At 70.3% G+C, this 15,374-nt stretch carries 15 protein-coding genes; 10 read left to right on the top strand and 5 right to left on the bottom strand.

Annotated features, from left to right (window positions below; genetic code table 11):
* The first annotated feature begins 17 nt into the window (after positions 1–17).
* From uvrC to ASG74_RS12460, 10 genes are all read left to right on the top strand, one after another.
* Positions 18–1,994, top strand: coding sequence for an excinuclease ABC subunit UvrC (gene uvrC / locus ASG74_RS12415; RefSeq protein WP_056143920.1), 1,977 nt, complete (start codon positions 18–20; stop codon positions 1,992–1,994).
* Positions 1,987–2,898 carry an RNase adapter RapZ gene (rapZ, locus tag ASG74_RS12420; RefSeq protein WP_056143923.1) on the top strand — a complete coding sequence of 304 codons (912 nt, stop codon included), beginning with the start codon at positions 1,987–1,989 and terminating at the stop codon, positions 2,896–2,898. Before uvrC ends, rapZ begins: the two co-directional genes overlap by 8 nt.
* The gene (locus tag ASG74_RS12425; RefSeq protein ID WP_056143926.1) at positions 2,895–3,848 is read left to right on the top strand and encodes a gluconeogenesis factor YvcK family protein; all 954 of its coding nucleotides are present in this window, start codon (positions 2,895–2,897) and stop codon (positions 3,846–3,848) included. The genes rapZ and ASG74_RS12425 overlap by 4 nt, the downstream gene beginning before the upstream one ends.
* A gap of 23 nt (positions 3,849–3,871) precedes the next feature.
* A complete protein-coding gene (gene whiA / locus ASG74_RS12430; RefSeq protein ID WP_056144729.1) occupies positions 3,872–4,852 on the top strand; it encodes a DNA-binding protein WhiA in 981 nt (326 codons plus the stop codon).
* Positions 4,853–4,863: 11 nt separating this feature from the next.
* Positions 4,864–5,199 (top strand): cupin domain-containing protein, encoded by a 336-nt coding sequence (locus tag ASG74_RS12435; protein ID WP_056144731.1) that lies wholly within the window; start codon positions 4,864–4,866, stop codon positions 5,197–5,199.
* 126 nt (positions 5,200–5,325) lie between these two features.
* Positions 5,326–6,330, top strand: a complete 1,005-nt coding sequence (gene gap, locus ASG74_RS12440; protein ID WP_056144735.1) for a type I glyceraldehyde-3-phosphate dehydrogenase — start codon at positions 5,326–5,328, stop codon at positions 6,328–6,330.
* 11 nt (positions 6,331–6,341) lie between these two features.
* The gene (locus ASG74_RS12445; RefSeq protein WP_056143929.1) at positions 6,342–7,544 is read left to right on the top strand and encodes a phosphoglycerate kinase; all 1,203 of its coding nucleotides are present in this window, start codon (positions 6,342–6,344) and stop codon (positions 7,542–7,544) included.
* A gap of 8 nt (positions 7,545–7,552) precedes the next feature.
* On the top strand, positions 7,553–8,365 hold the full coding sequence (gene tpiA / locus ASG74_RS12450; RefSeq protein ID WP_056143933.1) for a triose-phosphate isomerase: 813 nt from the start codon (positions 7,553–7,555) through the stop codon (positions 8,363–8,365).
* A gap of 65 nt (positions 8,366–8,430) precedes the next feature.
* A complete protein-coding gene (secG, locus tag ASG74_RS12455; protein WP_056143935.1) occupies positions 8,431–8,676 on the top strand; it encodes a preprotein translocase subunit SecG in 246 nt (81 codons plus the stop codon).
* 41 nt (positions 8,677–8,717) lie between these two features.
* A complete protein-coding gene (locus ASG74_RS12460; RefSeq protein ID WP_056144738.1) occupies positions 8,718–9,068 on the top strand; it encodes an RNA polymerase-binding protein RbpA in 351 nt (116 codons plus the stop codon).
* Here ASG74_RS12460 and pgl read toward each other — a convergent pair.
* Genes pgl through tal form a run of 5 tightly spaced genes read right to left on the bottom strand, consistent with a single transcriptional unit; the run spans position 9,058 to position 15,370 of the window.
* Positions 9,058–9,828, bottom strand: coding sequence for a 6-phosphogluconolactonase (gene pgl / locus ASG74_RS12465; RefSeq protein ID WP_056143938.1), 771 nt, complete (start codon positions 9,826–9,828; stop codon positions 9,058–9,060). The genes ASG74_RS12460 and pgl overlap by 11 nt on opposite strands.
* Before the next feature lie 13 nt (positions 9,829–9,841).
* The gene (locus ASG74_RS12470; RefSeq protein ID WP_056144741.1) at positions 9,842–10,987 is read right to left on the bottom strand and encodes a glucose-6-phosphate dehydrogenase assembly protein OpcA; all 1,146 of its coding nucleotides are present in this window, start codon (positions 10,985–10,987) and stop codon (positions 9,842–9,844) included.
* The gene (gene zwf, locus ASG74_RS12475; protein WP_056143940.1) at positions 10,984–12,528 is read right to left on the bottom strand and encodes a glucose-6-phosphate dehydrogenase; all 1,545 of its coding nucleotides are present in this window, start codon (positions 12,526–12,528) and stop codon (positions 10,984–10,986) included. Before zwf ends, ASG74_RS12470 begins: the two co-directional genes overlap by 4 nt.
* Complete coding sequence (locus ASG74_RS12480; RefSeq protein ID WP_056143943.1) at positions 12,528–14,249, bottom strand: glucose-6-phosphate isomerase; 1,722 nt, start codon at positions 14,247–14,249, stop codon at positions 12,528–12,530. The genes zwf and ASG74_RS12480 overlap by 1 nt, the downstream gene beginning before the upstream one ends.
* On the bottom strand, positions 14,246–15,370 hold the full coding sequence (gene tal / locus ASG74_RS12485) for a transaldolase (protein WP_056143945.1): 1,125 nt from the start codon (positions 15,368–15,370) through the stop codon (positions 14,246–14,248). The genes ASG74_RS12480 and tal overlap by 4 nt, the downstream gene beginning before the upstream one ends.
* Between the last annotated feature and the right edge of the window lie 4 nt (positions 15,371–15,374).

Here is a 15,374-nt window from a genome sequence, read left to right on the forward strand (position 1 = left end):
CAGCCTAGGGTTGAGCCGTGGCTCATCCGTCGACCTACCGTCCCCGGCCGGGAGAGATCCCGACCGACCCGGGTGTCTACCGGTTCCGCGACAAGGACGGCCGCGTCATCTATGTGGGCAAGGCGAAGTCGCTGCGTCCACGCCTGTCCTCCTACTTCCAGGACGTGGGGCTGCTCCACCCGCGCACGGCCTCGATGGTCATGTCCGGCGCGAGCGTCGAGTGGACCGTGGTCTCCACCGAGGTCGAGGCGCTCCAGCTCGAGTACTCGTGGATCAAGGAGTTCGACCCGCGCTTCAACGTCAAGTACCGCGACGACAAGTCCTATCCCTACCTCGCGGTGACGATGGGGGAGGAGTTCCCCCGCGCGCAGGTGATGCGTGGTGCCAAGCGCAAGGGGACGCGCTACTTCGGGCCCTACGCCCACGCGTGGGCCATCCGCGAGACGCTCGACCAGGCCCTGCGGGTCTTCCCCATGCGCACCTGCTCCGCAGGCGTGTTCAAGAGGGCGAGCCAGGTGGGGCGCCCGTGCCTGCTCGGCTACATCGACAAGTGCTCGGCCCCGTGCGTGGAGCGGGTCGACGCCGACGAGCACCGCCAGATCGCCGAGGACTTCTGCGACTTCATGGCGGGGGAGAGCTCGAAGTTCGTCAAGCGGCTCGAGCGACAGATGCGCGACGCCTCGGACGCGCTCGAGTTCGAGCAGGCGGCCCGGCTGCGCGACGACATCGGAGCGCTCCAGCGGGTCCTGGAGAAGTCGGCCGTCGTCTTCGGTGACGGGACCGACGCCGACGTCTTCGCCCTGTCCGACGACGAGCTCGAGGTGGCCGTGCAGGTCTTCCACGTCCGCGGCGGACGGATCCGGGGGCAACGGGGGTGGGTCGCCGAGAAGGAGTTCGAGACCGTTCCCGAGGTCGTGGGGCACCTCCTCCAGCAGCTCTACGGCGGGGAGGAGGGCGAGTCCGTCCCCCGCGAGGTGCTCGTCCCCGTGCTGCCCGAGGACGCCGGGACCCTGGGCGAGTGGCTGTCGGAGCGCCGGGGCAGCAGGGTGGATCTCCGGGTTCCGCAGCGCGGTGACAAGAGAACCCTCATGGAGACCGTCGAGCGCAACGCCACGCAGAGCCTGGCGCGCCACAAGGTGGCCCGCGCGGGCGACCTCACGGCCCGGTCGCAGGCGCTCCAGCAGCTCCAGGAGTTCCTCGAGCTCGACGAGTCGCCGCTGCGCATCGAGTGCTACGACATCAGCCACGTCCAGGGCACGCAGGTCGTCGGCTCGATGGTCGTCTTCGAGGACGGGCTGGCGCGCAAGGGGGAGTACCGCCGGTTCATCGTGCGCGGACAGCAGGACGAGGAAGAGGGAGGGACCGCGGCTCCCATCGACGACACGGCTGCGATGCACGAGGTGCTCACCCGCCGCTTCCGCCGCTACCTCAAGGACCGCGACGAGCCACAGGGGCTCGACCAGGAGACCGGCCGGCCGACGCGCTTCGCGTACCCGCCGCAGCTCGTCGTCGTCGACGGTGGGCTGCCCCAGGTCAACGCGGCGGCGCGCGCCATCGAGGACCTCGGCATCGTCGACGTGGCCATCGTGGGACTGGCCAAGCGCCTCGAGGAGGTGTGGGTTCCGGGGCAGGACTTCCCGGTCATCCTTCCTCGCACCAGCGAGGGCCTCTACCTCCTGCAGCGACTGCGCGACGAGGCCCACCGCTTCGCCATCACCTTCCACCGGCAACGCCGGAGCAAGGCGATGACGAACTCCGCACTGGACGGCATACCGGGTCTGGGGGACGTCAAGCGCAAGGCGCTGCTGCGGCACTTCGGGTCGGTCAAGCGCATCCGGGCCGCGAGCCTCGACGAACTGGGTGAGGTCAGCGGAATCGGCCCTAGGCTGGCAGGCACCATCCAGCGCGAGCTGACTGGCGCCGCCGAAGCAGCACCCACGGTCAACCTGATGACCGGCGAGATCATCGACGACGAGAGGGGCAGCGATGCCTGAAGGTCCCGTCCCTGAGGCTCCCCGGAGCTCGACGCCCAGCGGCGCGGACTTCGTCATCGTCACCGGCATGAGCGGTGCCGGCCGCACGACCACGGCCAACGTCATGGAGGACCAGGGCTGGTACGTCGTCGACAACCTGCCGCCGCAGCTCCTCGTGTCCATGGCCGAGCTCGGCAACCAGGCGCGCAGCGAGGGCCGCGACATCAGGATCGCCGCGGTGGTCGACGTGCGCAGCCAGCACTTCTTCACGGAGTTCGAGGGCGCCGTCCAGCACCTGCATGCCACCGGCTGGACTCCCCAGCTGCTCTTCCTCGACGCCACCGACGAGGCGCTGGTGCGGCGGTTCGAGTCGGTGCGACGGCCCCACCCGCTGCAGGGCGACGGTCGCTTGCTCGACGGGATCCAGCACGAGCGCGAGATCCTGCGCGACCTGAGGTCGCGGGCCGAGATCGTCGTCGACACCTCCGGGCTCAACGTCCACCAGCTGTCGCGCAAGATCGCCCCACTCTTCGGCACCGACGCCGGCCCGTCGCTCCGACTGGCGCTCCTCTCCTTCGGCTTCAAGTACGGCGTGCCCCTGGACGCGGACTTCGTCTTCGACATGCGGTTCCTGCCCAACCCCTTCTGGGTACCCGAGCTCCGCCCGCTCGACGGGCGCGACCCCGAGGTCTCGGGCTTCGTGCTCACGCAGGACGGGGCGGGGGAGTTCCTCGACCGGGTCGTCGACCTCATGCAGCCCGTCATCAGGGGCTACCACTCGGAGGGGCGGCGCTACGTGACCCTCGCGATCGGGTGCACCGGCGGCAAGCACCGGTCCGTCGCCATGGCCGAGGCGCTCGCCGAGCGGCTGCGCACCGACCGCACCGAGACCTTCCTCGTCCACCGCGACCTGGGACGCGAGTGAGCGGCCCCGTCGTCGCCGCTCTCGGCGGTGGGCACGGGCTCGCTGCCTCGCTCGCGGCGCTGCGCTTCGTCACCGACGAGATCACGGCGATCGTCACCGTGGCCGACAACGGCGGGTCGTCGGGCCGGTTGCGCGGTGAGTTCGGGGTCCTGCCACCGGGTGACCTGCGCATGGCGCTCTCGGCGCTCTGTGAGGAGACGGAGTGGGGGCACACCTGGCGTGACGTCCTGCAGCACCGCTTCCAGGGCACCGGTCCGCTCGGCGGTCACGCCCTGGGCAACCTGCTCATCGTCGCCCTCTGGGAGCTGCACGAGGACCCGGTGGCCGGACTCGAGCTCGTCGGCCGCCTCCTCAACGCCCGGGGCCGCGTCCTGCCCATGGCCGCGGTGCCGCTCGACATCGAGGCCGACGTGGTGGGCGCCAACCCGGCCGAGCCCGACGAGGTCTCGCTCGTGCGCGGCCAGGCCCAGGTCGCGACGACCCGCGGCAAGGTCCGCGACCTGCGGCTCGTCCCGGCCGACCCACCGGCCTATCCGGAGTCCATCGCGGCCATCCGGGCCGCGGACTGGGTGATCCTCGGGCCGGGCTCCTGGTTCACCTCCGTCATGCCCCACCTGCTGGTGCCCGACCTCGCCGATGCCCTCGCGGTCACCCGCGCCCGCAGGCTGCTGGTGCTCAACCTCGAGATGGTGACCAACGAGACGGCCGGGTTCCGGGCCATCCACCACCTCGAGTCGTTCGCGGCGCACGCGCCGCGGGTGCGGCTCGACGCCGTCCTCGCGGACCCGTCGGTCGTCGACGACGAGGCCGAGCTGGCGGCCGCCTGCCGGGCCCTCGGGGCGCAGCTGCACCTGCACCGCGTGGCCGTCTCGACCTCTCCGACGCACCACGACCGGCTGCGCCTGGCCGCTGCCCTGCAGGACGTCCTTGCCTCGGGACGCCGCCCCTGATGGCGCGTGGCAGGATGACCGGCATGGCTATGACGGCGAAGGTGAAGGACGAACTCAGCCGCCACGAGGTGACCAAGCCCTGCTGCCGCAAGTCGGAGGTGGCGGCGACGCTGCGGTTCGCGGGGGGACTGCACATCATCGGGGGACGCATCGTCGTCGAGGCTGAGCTCGACACGGCAAACGCCGCGCGACGGCTGCGCCGCGAGATCCACGAGCTCTACGGGCAGACGCCCGAGGTGCTCGTGCTGGCGGCCGGCGGACTGCGCAAGGGCAGCCGCTATGTCGTGAGGGTCGTACAGGACGGCGAGGCGCTGGCCCGGCAGACCGGGCTCATCGACGGTCGGGGCCGCCCGGTGCGTGGTCTGCCTCCGAAGGTGGTCTCGGGCTCGGTGTGCGATGCCGAGGCCGCGTGGCGCGGTGCCTTCATCGCGCACGGGTCGCTCACCGAGCCGGGCCGGTCCTCCGCGCTCGAGCTGACCTGCCCCGGTCCCGAGGCGGCACTGGCCCTCGTCGGCGCCGCACGGCGGCTCGGCATCTCGGCCAAGGCGCGCGAGGTCCGTGGCATCGACCGCGTCGTCATCCGCGACGGTGACGCCATCGGCGCCATGCTCACCCGTCTGGGCGCGCACGACGCCGTCCTGGCGTGGGAGGAGCGTCGCATGCGCCGCGAGGTGCGTGCCACCGCCAACCGGCTCGCAAACTTCGACGACGCCAACCTGCGGCGGTCGGCCCGGGCGGCAGTCGCAGCGGGCTCGCGCGTCGGCCGTGCCCTTGAGATCCTCGGCGAGGACATCCCGGACCACCTGCGCGAGGCCGGCCAGCTCCGGCTCCAGCACAAGCAGGCCTCGCTCGAGGAGCTCGGTCAGCTGGCCCAGCCGGCCATGACCAAGGACGCCGTCGCCGGACGCATCCGCAGACTGCTCGCCATGGCCGACAAGCGCGCCGAGGACATGGGCATCCCCGGCACTGAAGCAGACCTCACGCCCGACATGCTCGATTCCTAGGAGTGGTGACCATGCAGTCCACGTCCCTGTCCTCGCTCGTCGAGGCCGGCCTCGAGGCTGCCCGTGGCGCCTCGAGCGGCCGCTCCTCCGTGACCATCCAGGGAGGGCACGACCGCGCCCTGCGCGAGACGGTGATCGCCCTGGTCAGCGGGCGCGAGCTGTCCGAGCACGAGAGCCCCGGCGAGGCCACCCTCCAGGTGCTCACCGGACGGGTGCGCCTGACCAGTGGCCCCGAGCTCTGGGACGGCGGCACCGGCGACCACGTGATCATCCCTCCCGCACGACACACCCTGTCCGCACTGGAGGACGCCGTGGTCCTGCTGACGGTGGTCAAGCCACTCGGCTGACGGGTTACCCGCCCGTACCCCGGACCGGGCCGAGGCGGGGCCAGGGCGCGGCACTAGGGTTGTGGGACGTACCCCGGTGACGTGGGCGACACCCACGCACCCTCCCTCCCGGAAGGCAGACCGCTCGTGACTGTCCGCGTTGGCATCAATGGCTTTGGCCGCATCGGCCGCAACTTCTACCGCGCCGTGGTCGCATCCGGCGCCGACATCGAGATCGTCGCCGTCAACGACCTCACCGACAACGCCACGCTCGCCCACCTGCTCAAGTACGACTCGATCCTCGGCCGCTTCGAGGGTGACGTCACCTCGACCGACACCGACATCACCGCGAACGGCAAGACGTTCAAGGTCTTCGCCGAGCGCGACCCCGGCAACCTCAAGTGGGGCGACCTGGGCGCAGACGTCGTCATCGAGTCCACCGGTTTCTTCACCGACGCCAACCAGGCCAAGGTCCACGTCGACAACGGCGCCAAGAAGGTCATCATCTCGGCCCCGGCCAAGAACGAGGACGTCACCATCGTCATGGGCGTCAACGACGGCGAGTACGACCCCGCGACGCACACCATCATCTCCAACGCGTCGTGCACGACGAACTGCCTCGCGCCGATGGCCAAGGTCCTCAACGACGAGTTCGGCATCGTCAAGGGCCTCATGACGACCATCCACGCCTACACCGGCGACCAGAACCTGCACGACGGACCCCACAAGGACCTGCGTCGCGCCCGCGCCGCCGCCCTCAACATCGTGCCGACCACGACCGGCGCCGCCAAGGCCGTGGCCCTCGTCCTGCCCGAGCTCAAGGGCAAGCTCGACGGCTACGCCCTGCGCGTCCCGGTCCCCACCGGCTCGGCCACCGACCTCACCTTCGAGGCGGGTCGCGAGACCACGGTCGAGGAGGTCAACGCGGCGGTCAAGAAGGCCGCGGAGGGTCCGCTCAAGGGCATCCTCGTTTACACCGAGGACCAGATCGTCTCCAAGGACATCGAGACCGACCCGGCCTCGTGCATCTTCGACGCCGGCCTGACCAAGGTCATCGGCAACCAGGTCAAGGTCGTGGGCTGGTACGACAACGAGTGGGGCTACTCCAACCGCCTCGCGGACCTCGTCACGCTCGTCGGCGCCTCCCTCTGACGAGCGCCGGCATGAAGTCGATCGCCGATCTCGGCGACCTGCAGGGCAAGCGCGTCCTCGTCCGGTCCGACCTCAACGTGCCGCTCGAGGGTTCGTCGATCACCGATGACGGACGCATCCGCGCGTCGGTGCCGACGATCCAGGCCCTGTCCGAGGCGGGCGCACGCGTCATCGTGTGCGCCCACCTCGGTCGGCCCAAGGGCACCCCGGAGGACAAGTACTCGCTGGCACCGGTCGCGGCACGCCTCGGCGAGCTGCTCGGCAGGGACGTGACGTTCGCCACCGACACCGTCGGTGAGAGCGCACAGTCCGCAGTCGAGGCTGCACAGGACGGCGACGTCGTGCTGCTCGAGAACCTGCGCTTCAACGCGGGGGAGACCGCGAAGTCGGCGGATGCGCGGGCCGGGTTCGCAGGCCAGCTCGCCTCTCTCGCAGATGTTTTCGTCTCGGACGGCTTTGGTGTCGTGCACCGCGAGCAGGCGTCGGTCTTCGACGTCGCCCGCCTCCTCCCATCCGCCGTCGGTGGTCTCGTCGAGACCGAGGTCGGCGTGCTCCGTCGCCTGACGACCGACCCCGAACGCCCGTATGCCGTGGTGCTGGGCGGCGCGAAGGTGTCGGACAAGCTCGCGGTCATCGACAACCTCATCCAGACCGCCGACCGCCTCCTCGTCGGGGGCGGGATGGTCTTCACCTTCCTCAAGGCGCAGGGCCACGAGGTCGGCAAGAGCCTGCTCGAGGCCGACCAGGTCGACGTGGTCAAGGGGTACCTCGACCAGGCCAAGGAGCGTGGCGTCGAGATCGTCCTGCCCGTGGACGTCGTCGCGGCGACCGAGTTCTCGGCCGAGGCCGACCACGAGGTGGTCGGGATCGACGCCATCCCCGCCGACCGCATGGGGCTCGACATCGGGCCGAAGTCGGCCGAGCTGTTCGCCGACAGGCTCGCCGACTGCCGCACGGTCTTCTGGAACGGACCCATGGGCGCGTTCGAGATGGCGCCCTACGCCGCGGGCACCAAGGTACTCGCCACGGCGCTGGCCGACATCACCACCGACGGTGCCCTCACCGTCGTCGGTGGTGGCGACTCAGCGGCCGCGGTGCGCCAGCTCGGGTTCTCCGACGACCAGTTCGGACACATCTCCACCGGCGGCGGTGCCAGCCTCGAGTACCTCGAGGGCAAGGACCTCCCCGGCCTCACCGTCCTCGAAGAAAGCTGACCCCTTCCATGTCCTCTGCCGCCACGTCCTCCCAGCGCGTCCCGCTCATGGCGGGCAATTGGAAGATGAACCTCGACCACCTCCAGGCCACCCACCTCGTCCAGAAGCTGGACTGGACGTTGCAGGACGCCAAGCACGACCACGGAGCCGTCGAGGTCGCGGTGCTTCCGCCCTTCACGGACCTGCGCAGCGTGCAGACCCTCGTCGACGGGGACCGGCTCCACCTCAAGTACGGCGCGCAGGACCTGTCGCAGCACAAGAGCGGTGCCTACACCGGCGAGATCAGTGGCGCCTTCCTCGCCAAGCTCGGCTGCACCTATGTCGCGGTCGGGCACAGCGAGCGGCGCGAGTACCACGGTGAGACCGACGAGATCGTCAACGCCAAGGTCCTCGCGGCCTACGAGCACGGCCTCACGCCGATCTTCTGTGTCGGTGAGGGACTGGAGGTGCGTCAGGCGGGCACCCACGTCGAGCACGTCCTCGCCCAGGTGCGCGCCGGCCTCGAGGGCCTGCCGGCCGACAAGGCCTCGAGCATCGTCATCGCCTACGAGCCCGTGTGGGCCATCGGCACCGGCGAGGTCGCGACGCCCGAGGACGCGCAGGAGGTGTGCGCCGCCATCCGCACGGCCCTCGCCGAGCTCTACTCCGGCGACCTGGCCGACCGCGTGCGGATCCTCTACGGAGGGTCGGTGAAGTCCGGCAACGTCGCCGCGATCATGGCGCAGGACGACGTCGACGGTGCGCTCGTCGGTGGGGCCTCGATCGACCCCGCGGAGTTCGCCGCGATCTGCCGCTACCGCGACCACCTCAGGACGAGCTGATCCGGCAGGTATCCTGTAGCGGCGCCCCATCGGGTGCCACTGAACGTCACTACTGAAGGAGCACCGTGGAAGCGGTCAAAATCGGCCTCCAGGTCCTCTTGGTCCTGGGAGGGCTCTTCCTCACCCTCCTCATCCTGCTGCACAAGGGCAAGGGTGGTGGCCTGTCCGACATGTTCGGCGGCGGGATGTCCACCTCCCTCGGAGGCTCCTCGGTCGCCGAGCGCAACCTCGACCGCATCACCTACGCGGTCGCCATCGTGTGGTTCGTGTGCGTGGTCGGGCTCGGCGTCCTCGACCGCTTCGCCAGCTGAAGGTTCCTGTCGTTTCCTGATCCGAGAGAAGGCTGATGTCGATGGCTGGTGGCAACGCGATTCGCGGGAGCCGTGTCGGTGCGGGACCGATGGGAGAGGCCGAGCGCGGCGACGCGGCCCCCCGGGTTCACGTCTCCTTCTGGTGCTCCAACGGTCACGAGACCCGACCGAGCTTCTCCCAGGAGGCCGACCTCGAGGTCCCCGAGACCTGGGACTGCCCCCGGTGCGGCTTCACTGCCGGACAGGACAAGGACAACCCCCCGGCCCAGACCAAGGTCGAGCCCTACAAGACCCACCTCGCCTACGTCAAGGAGCGCCGTTCCGACAAGGACGGCGAGGCGATCCTCGACGAGGCGCTGGGCTCGCTGCGCGAACGCGGGCTCATCCAGTAAAGCTGGACTCGAGGTGCTCCGCGGCCTCCGCGTCGACCAGCCAGAGCGTGCGCTCCTCGCCCTTGACCTGTGCCGCCGAGCTGACCTGCGGCCCCGCACCGGCGACGCCGTTGGCCACGGCCTTGGCCTTGTCGGAGCCGGCCACGATGAACCACACCTCGCGCGAACGGCGCAGCGCCTCGAAGGTCAGGCTGACCCGGTCCGGGGGCGGCTTGGGGGAGTCGTGCACGGCCACCGCGATGGCGCCAGTGCTCAGCTGGGCCGGGTGCCCGGGGAACAGCGAGGCGATGTGCCCGTCCGGGCCCACACCGAGGATCATCACGTCGAAGGCACCCGCGTCCGCCGCGCGCACCGCTTCTCCGTATGCCGTTGCACTGGACTCCGCACTCTGCGACTCGTCCGGGCCGGGAACCCGGTGGACCCGCGTCTGGTCGAGGGGCAGCGAGGCGAGGCCGGCCCCATCGTTCTGGACGTCGTTGCGGTCCTGGTCCCCGGCGGGCAGGTAGCGCTCGTCACCCCACCACAGCTCCACCCGTGACCAGTCCACGGCCGACCTGGCCGGGAGCGCGGCCATGGACGCCCACAGGTCCGAGCCCAGCGACCCACCGGTCAGCGAGATGTGGACGACGTCCTGCTGCGACTGGGCGTCGGCGATGGCCGTGAGGAGCCGGGCGGCGATGGCGTCGCTCAGCTGCTGCTTCCCGGGGTGCACGATCACGTCGACATCGCGCACCTGGCTGAGGTCGTTGGCTCCGGTCATGGCTGTGCTCCTGTCAGGATGACTTCTTCGTGCGCTCGGCGCGCACCTCGTCGAGCCTGCGCGCCGAAGCCTTCTTGACCTGGTCCGCGTCGTCGACGTTCTCGGGCATCGGTGCCTCGACCATGGCGTCGCTGGCGTTGACCTTGGCCTCGCGCCGCAGCCTGGCAGCGTCCTCGCGGGACTCGGCCACGGACGGTGTGATGCCGGCGCGCTGCGCCTCCGTGGAGGTGCGTCGACTGAACCTCACGTCCGGGAGACCCAGGCGCAGGGCATCCTCGTAGACCTCGTCGGGGTCGAGCCGGCGCAGCTCGTCCGCCAGGCACTCCGCGTCGCTGCGTGGTGGCAGGGCGATGGTGCGCTCGGGCTGGTCCGGCTGCGACAACGTGGCCGTCGTGCCGTCCTGGGGTCGGACGAGGTCGAGCGGTCCGCTGGGCCGCTCGAGCCGGACACTGATGACGCCCGTGCCGGCCCGTGACGGCACGAGGGTGGTCGGGCACGCCAGCCGCTTCGCGAGCCAGCCGGCGAGCAGCTTGCCCGACGGCGAGTCGGACGCGGCCGTCACGGTCGCGGAGTGCACCGGCTCGAAGGGAGCCTGGTCCAATGCTGCGGTGAGCAGCGCGCGCCACAGGGTGATGCGCGACCACGCGAGGTCGGTGTCACCCGGGCTGTAGTGGGCCGCGAGCCGCGTCAGGGGCGCCTTCGACGCACCGGCCGAACGGGAGACGTCGGTGATCCGGCGCTGGGCCATCTCCCCGATGGGGTCCTCCGCAGGGGACTTGGGTGCCTCGTCCGGCCACCAGGCCACGATGGGCGCGTCCGCGAGCAGGAGCGGCGTGACGACGGCGCGGCCGTGCGATGCCAGGGGGCCGAACAACCGCAGCACGACGACCTCGCTCGCGCCGGCGTCACCGCCGATGCGGATCTGGCCGTCGAGCCGGGCGGTGCCGCGGCGGTTGGCGATGACCACCACGATGATCCGGCAGGGGTGCTGGCGGCTGGCGTCGTTGGCGGTCTCGATGGCTGCGTCGGCGTCGTTCTCGTCCACGACGACGACGAGGGTGAGCACCCGCGTCAGGGCCATCGACCCGGTCTCGGAGCGCAGCCGCACCAGCCTCTTGGAGATGTTGGCGGTGGTCGTGCTGGGCAGGTCGACGATCACGGGAGCCTCCATTCACGGCCGTCACGGCGCATGAGCTCGTCGGCACTGTCGGGACCCCAGGTGCCGGAGGTGTACTGGTCGATTCCGTCGTTGGTCCTGGACCAGAACTCCTCGATGGGGTCGAGGATCTCCCAGGAGAGCTCGACCTCCTCGTGCCGCGGGAAGAGCGGCGGCTCACCGAGGAGCACGTCGAGGATGAGCCGTTCGTAGGCCTCCGGGGAGCTCTCGGTGAAGGCACGTCCGTAGCCGAAGTCCATCGTCACGTCGCGCACCTCCATCTGCGCACCGGGGACCTTGGCGCCGAAGCGCATCGTCACACCCTCGTCCGGCTGCACGCGGATCACCACGGCGTTCTGGCCCAGCTCCTCGGTCGCGGTGTCGTTGAAGGGCAGGTGCGGAGCCTTCTTGAACACGACGGCGATCTCGGTGACGCGCTTGCCGAGACGCTTGCCCGTCCGCAGGTAGAACGGGACACCCGCCCAGCGGCGGGTGTCGATCTCGAGCTTCACCGCGGCATACGTCTCGGTCGTGGAACCGTTGGCGACGCCGTCCTCCTCGAGGTAGCCGGCGACCTCCTCACCGCCCTGCCAGCCGCGGGCGTACTGGCCGCGCGCGGTGCCCTTGGCCAGGTCCTTGGGCAGGCGGACGGCGGAGAGGACCTTCTCCTTCTCGCTGCGCAGGTAGTCCGCGGCGAAGGAGACCGGCTCCTCCATCGCGGTGAGCGCGAGCAGCTGCAGCAGGTGGTTCTGGATGACGTCGCGAGCGGCACCGATGCCGTCGTAGTAGCCGGCCCGCCCGCCGATCCCGATGTCCTCGGCCATGGTGATCTGGACGTGGTCGACGTAGTGGCTGTTCCAGACCGGCTCGAACATCTGGTTGGCGAACCGCAGCGCCAGGAGGTTCTGGACGGTCTCCTTGCCCAGGTAGTGGTCGATGCGGAACACCGAGTCAGGGGGGAAGACCTCCTCGACGATCGCGTTGAGCTCACGCGCGCTCTGCAGGTCGTGCCCGAACGGCTTCTCGATGACGACCCGTCGCCAGGCGTCGCCCGGCGGCGTGGACAGGCCCGAGCGCTTCAGCTGCTCGCAGACGGTGGCGAAGAACGAGGGTGGGATGGACAGGTAGAACGCGTGGTTGCCACCCGTCCCGCGCTGCTCGTCGAGGTCTCGCACCGTCTCCGCGAGGAGGTCGAAGGCCTTGGGGTCGTCGAACGTGCCCGGGACGAACCGGAACCCCTCGCTCAGCGCGCGCCAGACGTCCTCGCGGAACGGCGTGCGCGAGCGCTGCTTGACCGACTCGTACACGATCTTGCCGAAGTCCTGGTCGGCCCAGTCGCGTCGCGCGAACCCGATGAGCGAGAAGCCCGGGGGGAGCAGGCCGCGGTTGGCGAGGTCGTAGATCGCCGGCATGAGCTTCTTGGTGGCCAGGTCACCCGTCACACCGAACAGCACGAGGCTGCACGGTCCGGCGATGCGGGGGAGCCTCTTGTCGCGTGGGTCCCGCAGGGGGTTGTGGGTGGCAGAGATGCGCGCCGGACTCATCAGGCTCCTGGTGTGGTGAGGGCCGACCGCACCTGGCTCAGCCCGCGCCCGTGCTGGGTGAGGTGGAGGCGGAGGACGGGGCGACCGTGCTCGGCGAGCACCTGGGCGTCACCGCCGGACTGCGCCGCGATGAACTGCCCGAAGGTGAACTCGCGACCGGGGACGGCGAGGTCCTCCTCGGGGTCGGCGGTGATCTGGATGAAGACCCCGTTGGCCGGTCCACCCTTGTGGTACTGACCAGTGGAGTGCAGGAACCGCGGGCCCCAGCCGAAGGTCACGGGCCGACCGGTGACGTCGAACAGGGTGCGTGCGACGTGCTCGAGGTCGGCGTCCTCCTCACGGTCGAGGTAGGCCATGACGGCGACGTAGCCGCTCTTGTCGTCGAGCTGACCGAGCAGGGCCGCCACCGCGGCGGGCAGGGTCGCTGCGTCGCCGAGCCAGTCGCCCCCGAGCGCACGCACCTCGACGGCGCCGTCGACGAATGCCGGCTCCTCCGCGGTTGCGCCGGCCTGGTCGAGCAGGCCACGAGCGGCCTTCTTGGCGCTCTCGACGTCGGGCTGGTCGAAGGGGTTGATGCCCAGGAGTCGACCCGCGACCGCGGTGGCGACCTCCCACAGGAGCATCTGTGCACCGAGCGTCCCCGCAACGGTGATGATCGAGCCGGATTCCCCGAGGTTGGCCTCCGGGACGTCATCTCCCGGTCCTGGCTGCTCGGCGGCGATCGAGTCCGGGTGCCGGGGCAGGCCGTGCGAGTCCACGGTGAGGTCGGCCTCGTTGTCGTGCTCGTCGGTGGAGGACACGAGCCGCACGATGTTGGCGTCGGCGTAGGTGTGCTCGGGGGCCTCGCCATCGGCGACGACGGGCAGGATGCCCGTGCCTCCCTTGCCGGTGGACTCGGCGAGGAGCTGCTCGGCCCACGCACCGAAGCCGACGTTCTCGGTGCCGGCGTCGACGAGGACGAGCTTGTCGCGCAGCGGGTCGGTGCCACCGATCGCGGCGCCCAGCTGGAGAGCCGGGTTGGCCTCACCGTCGTCGGCGAGCAGGTCGGCCACGGCCTCGGCGTCGTCGAGCAGGGCCCCGATGTCGGCGCCGGCCAGTCCGGAGGGCACGAGCCCGAAGGCGGTGAGCGCGGAGTAGCGGCCACCCACGTCGGGGTCGGCGTTGATCACGCGGAAGCCGGCCGTGCGGGCCTCGCTGTCGAGGGGGCTACCGGGGTCGGTGACCACGATGATGCGACGCGTGGCGTCGATGCCGGCGTCGGTGAAGGCCTGCTCGAACGCCCGACGCTGCGAGTCGGTCTCGACCGTGGAGCCCGACTTGGACGACACGACGACCGCCGTCCTGTCGAGGTGGGTGGTGACGGCACGCCGCACCACGTCAGGGGAGGACGAGTCGAGCACGACGATGTCGACCCCGGCGGTGGCGCAGATGACCTCCGGCGCGAGGGAGGAGCCGCCCATGCCGCACAGGACGATGCGTGACACACCGTCGCCGTGCAGCTCCTCGCGCAGCGCGGCGATCTCGCCGAGCAGCGGACGGGAGGTGCGGGGGAGGTTCACCCAGGAGAGGCGCTTGCTGGCCTCCTCCTGCGCCGCCTCGCCCCAGAGGGTCGCGTCCTGCGCGAAGATCTTGCTCGCGACGCGGTCCTTGACCAGCTCTGGTACGTGGGCGGAGATGGCGTCCGCGGCGGCTCCGCGAGCCGTGACCTCGAGGCTGCTCACTGAGCGGCCTTGTCGAGCTCGGCCCGCACCCCGTCGAGCAGCTCGTTCCAGGACTTGTCGAACTTGTCGACTCCCTCCTTCTCGAGCAGGGCCGTGACCTCGGAGTAGGAGATCCCGAGGCGCTCGAGCGCGTCGAGCACCTCGCTCGACTCCTCGTAGGTGCCCTCGATCGTGTTGCCGGTGACCTCGCCGTGGTCCATCACCGCGTCGAGCGTCTTCTCGGGCATCGTGTTGACGGTCCCCGGGGCGACCAGCTCGGTGACGTACATGGTGTCGGGGTATGCCGGGTCCTTGACGCCCGTGGACGCCCACAGCGGACGCTGTGGCTTGGCTCCGTCGGCCTCGAGGTTCTTCCAGCGCGGAGTGGAGAAGACCTCTTCGTAGGCCTGGTACGCCAGTCGGGCGTTGGCGATTCCCGCCTTGCCCTTGAGGCTCTGCGCGGTCGCGGCGTGCTCGCCCTCGATGGCGTCGAGTCGCTTGTCGATCTCGGAGTCGACGCGCGAGACGAAGAACGAGGCCACCGACTGCAACGTGCTGATGTCCTTGCCCGCCTCGCGTGCCTGCTCGAGTCCGGTGAGGAAGGAGTTCATCACGGCGCGGTAGCGGTCGAGGCTGAAGATCAGGGTGACGTTGACCGAGATGCCCTCTGCGAGAACCTTGGTGATCGCCGGCAGGCCGTCGACGGTCGCCGGGATCTTCACGAGGACGTTGGGGCGGTCGACGAGCTCCCGCAGCTCCTTGGCCTGGGCAACCGTCTTCTCGGTGTCGTGGGCGTGGCCGGGATCCACCTCGATCGAGACCCGGCCGTCGAGACCGTTGGTGGCCTTGAAGACCGGCATCATGACGTCGCAGGCGTCGCGCACGTCCTGGGTCGTCATCGCGGTGACGGAGTCCTCGAGGCTCGTCTTGTCCGCGGCGAGCTTGGCCACCTGGGCGCTGTAGCTCTCACCGTCGGACAGGGCCACCTGGAAGATCGACGGGTTCGTCGTCACGCCGACGACGCCCTTGGTGTCCATGACCTCCTGGAGGTTGCCCGAGGTGAGCCGCTCACGGCTCAGGTCGTCGAGCCAGATGGAGACGCCGTTGTCGGCGAGGGCCTGTAGTGCGGAGTTGTCAGTCATGCGA

It is taken from the genome of Knoellia sp. Soil729 (assembly GCF_001427985.1).
Classification (GTDB): Bacteria; Actinomycetota; Actinomycetes; order Actinomycetales; family Dermatophilaceae; genus Knoellia.

Excerpts from the sequence above, each read along its gene's own strand:
- rapZ (WP_056143923.1), top strand. The coding sequence starts at position 1,987 with ATGCCTGAAGGTCCCGTCCCTGAGGCTCCCCGGAGCTCGACGCCCAGC.
- whiA (WP_056144729.1), top strand. The coding sequence starts at position 3,872 with ATGGCTATGACGGCGAAGGTGAAGGACGAACTCAGCCGCCACGAGGTG.
- ASG74_RS12435 (WP_056144731.1), top strand. The coding sequence starts at position 4,864 with ATGCAGTCCACGTCCCTGTCCTCGCTCGTCGAGGCCGGCCTCGAGGCT.
- ASG74_RS12445 (WP_056143929.1), top strand. The coding sequence starts at position 6,342 with ATGAAGTCGATCGCCGATCTCGGCGACCTGCAGGGCAAGCGCGTCCTC.
- tpiA (WP_056143933.1), top strand. The coding sequence starts at position 7,553 with ATGTCCTCTGCCGCCACGTCCTCCCAGCGCGTCCCGCTCATGGCGGGC.
- ASG74_RS12460 (WP_056144738.1), top strand. The coding sequence starts at position 8,718 with ATGGCTGGTGGCAACGCGATTCGCGGGAGCCGTGTCGGTGCGGGACCG.
- pgl (WP_056143938.1), bottom strand. The coding sequence starts at position 9,828 with ATGACCGGAGCCAACGACCTCAGCCAGGTGCGCGATGTCGACGTGATC.
- zwf (WP_056143940.1), bottom strand. The coding sequence starts at position 12,528 with ATGAGTCCGGCGCGCATCTCTGCCACCCACAACCCCCTGCGGGACCCA.
- tal (WP_056143945.1), bottom strand. The coding sequence starts at position 15,370 with ATGACTGACAACTCCGCACTACAGGCCCTCGCCGACAACGGCGTCTCC.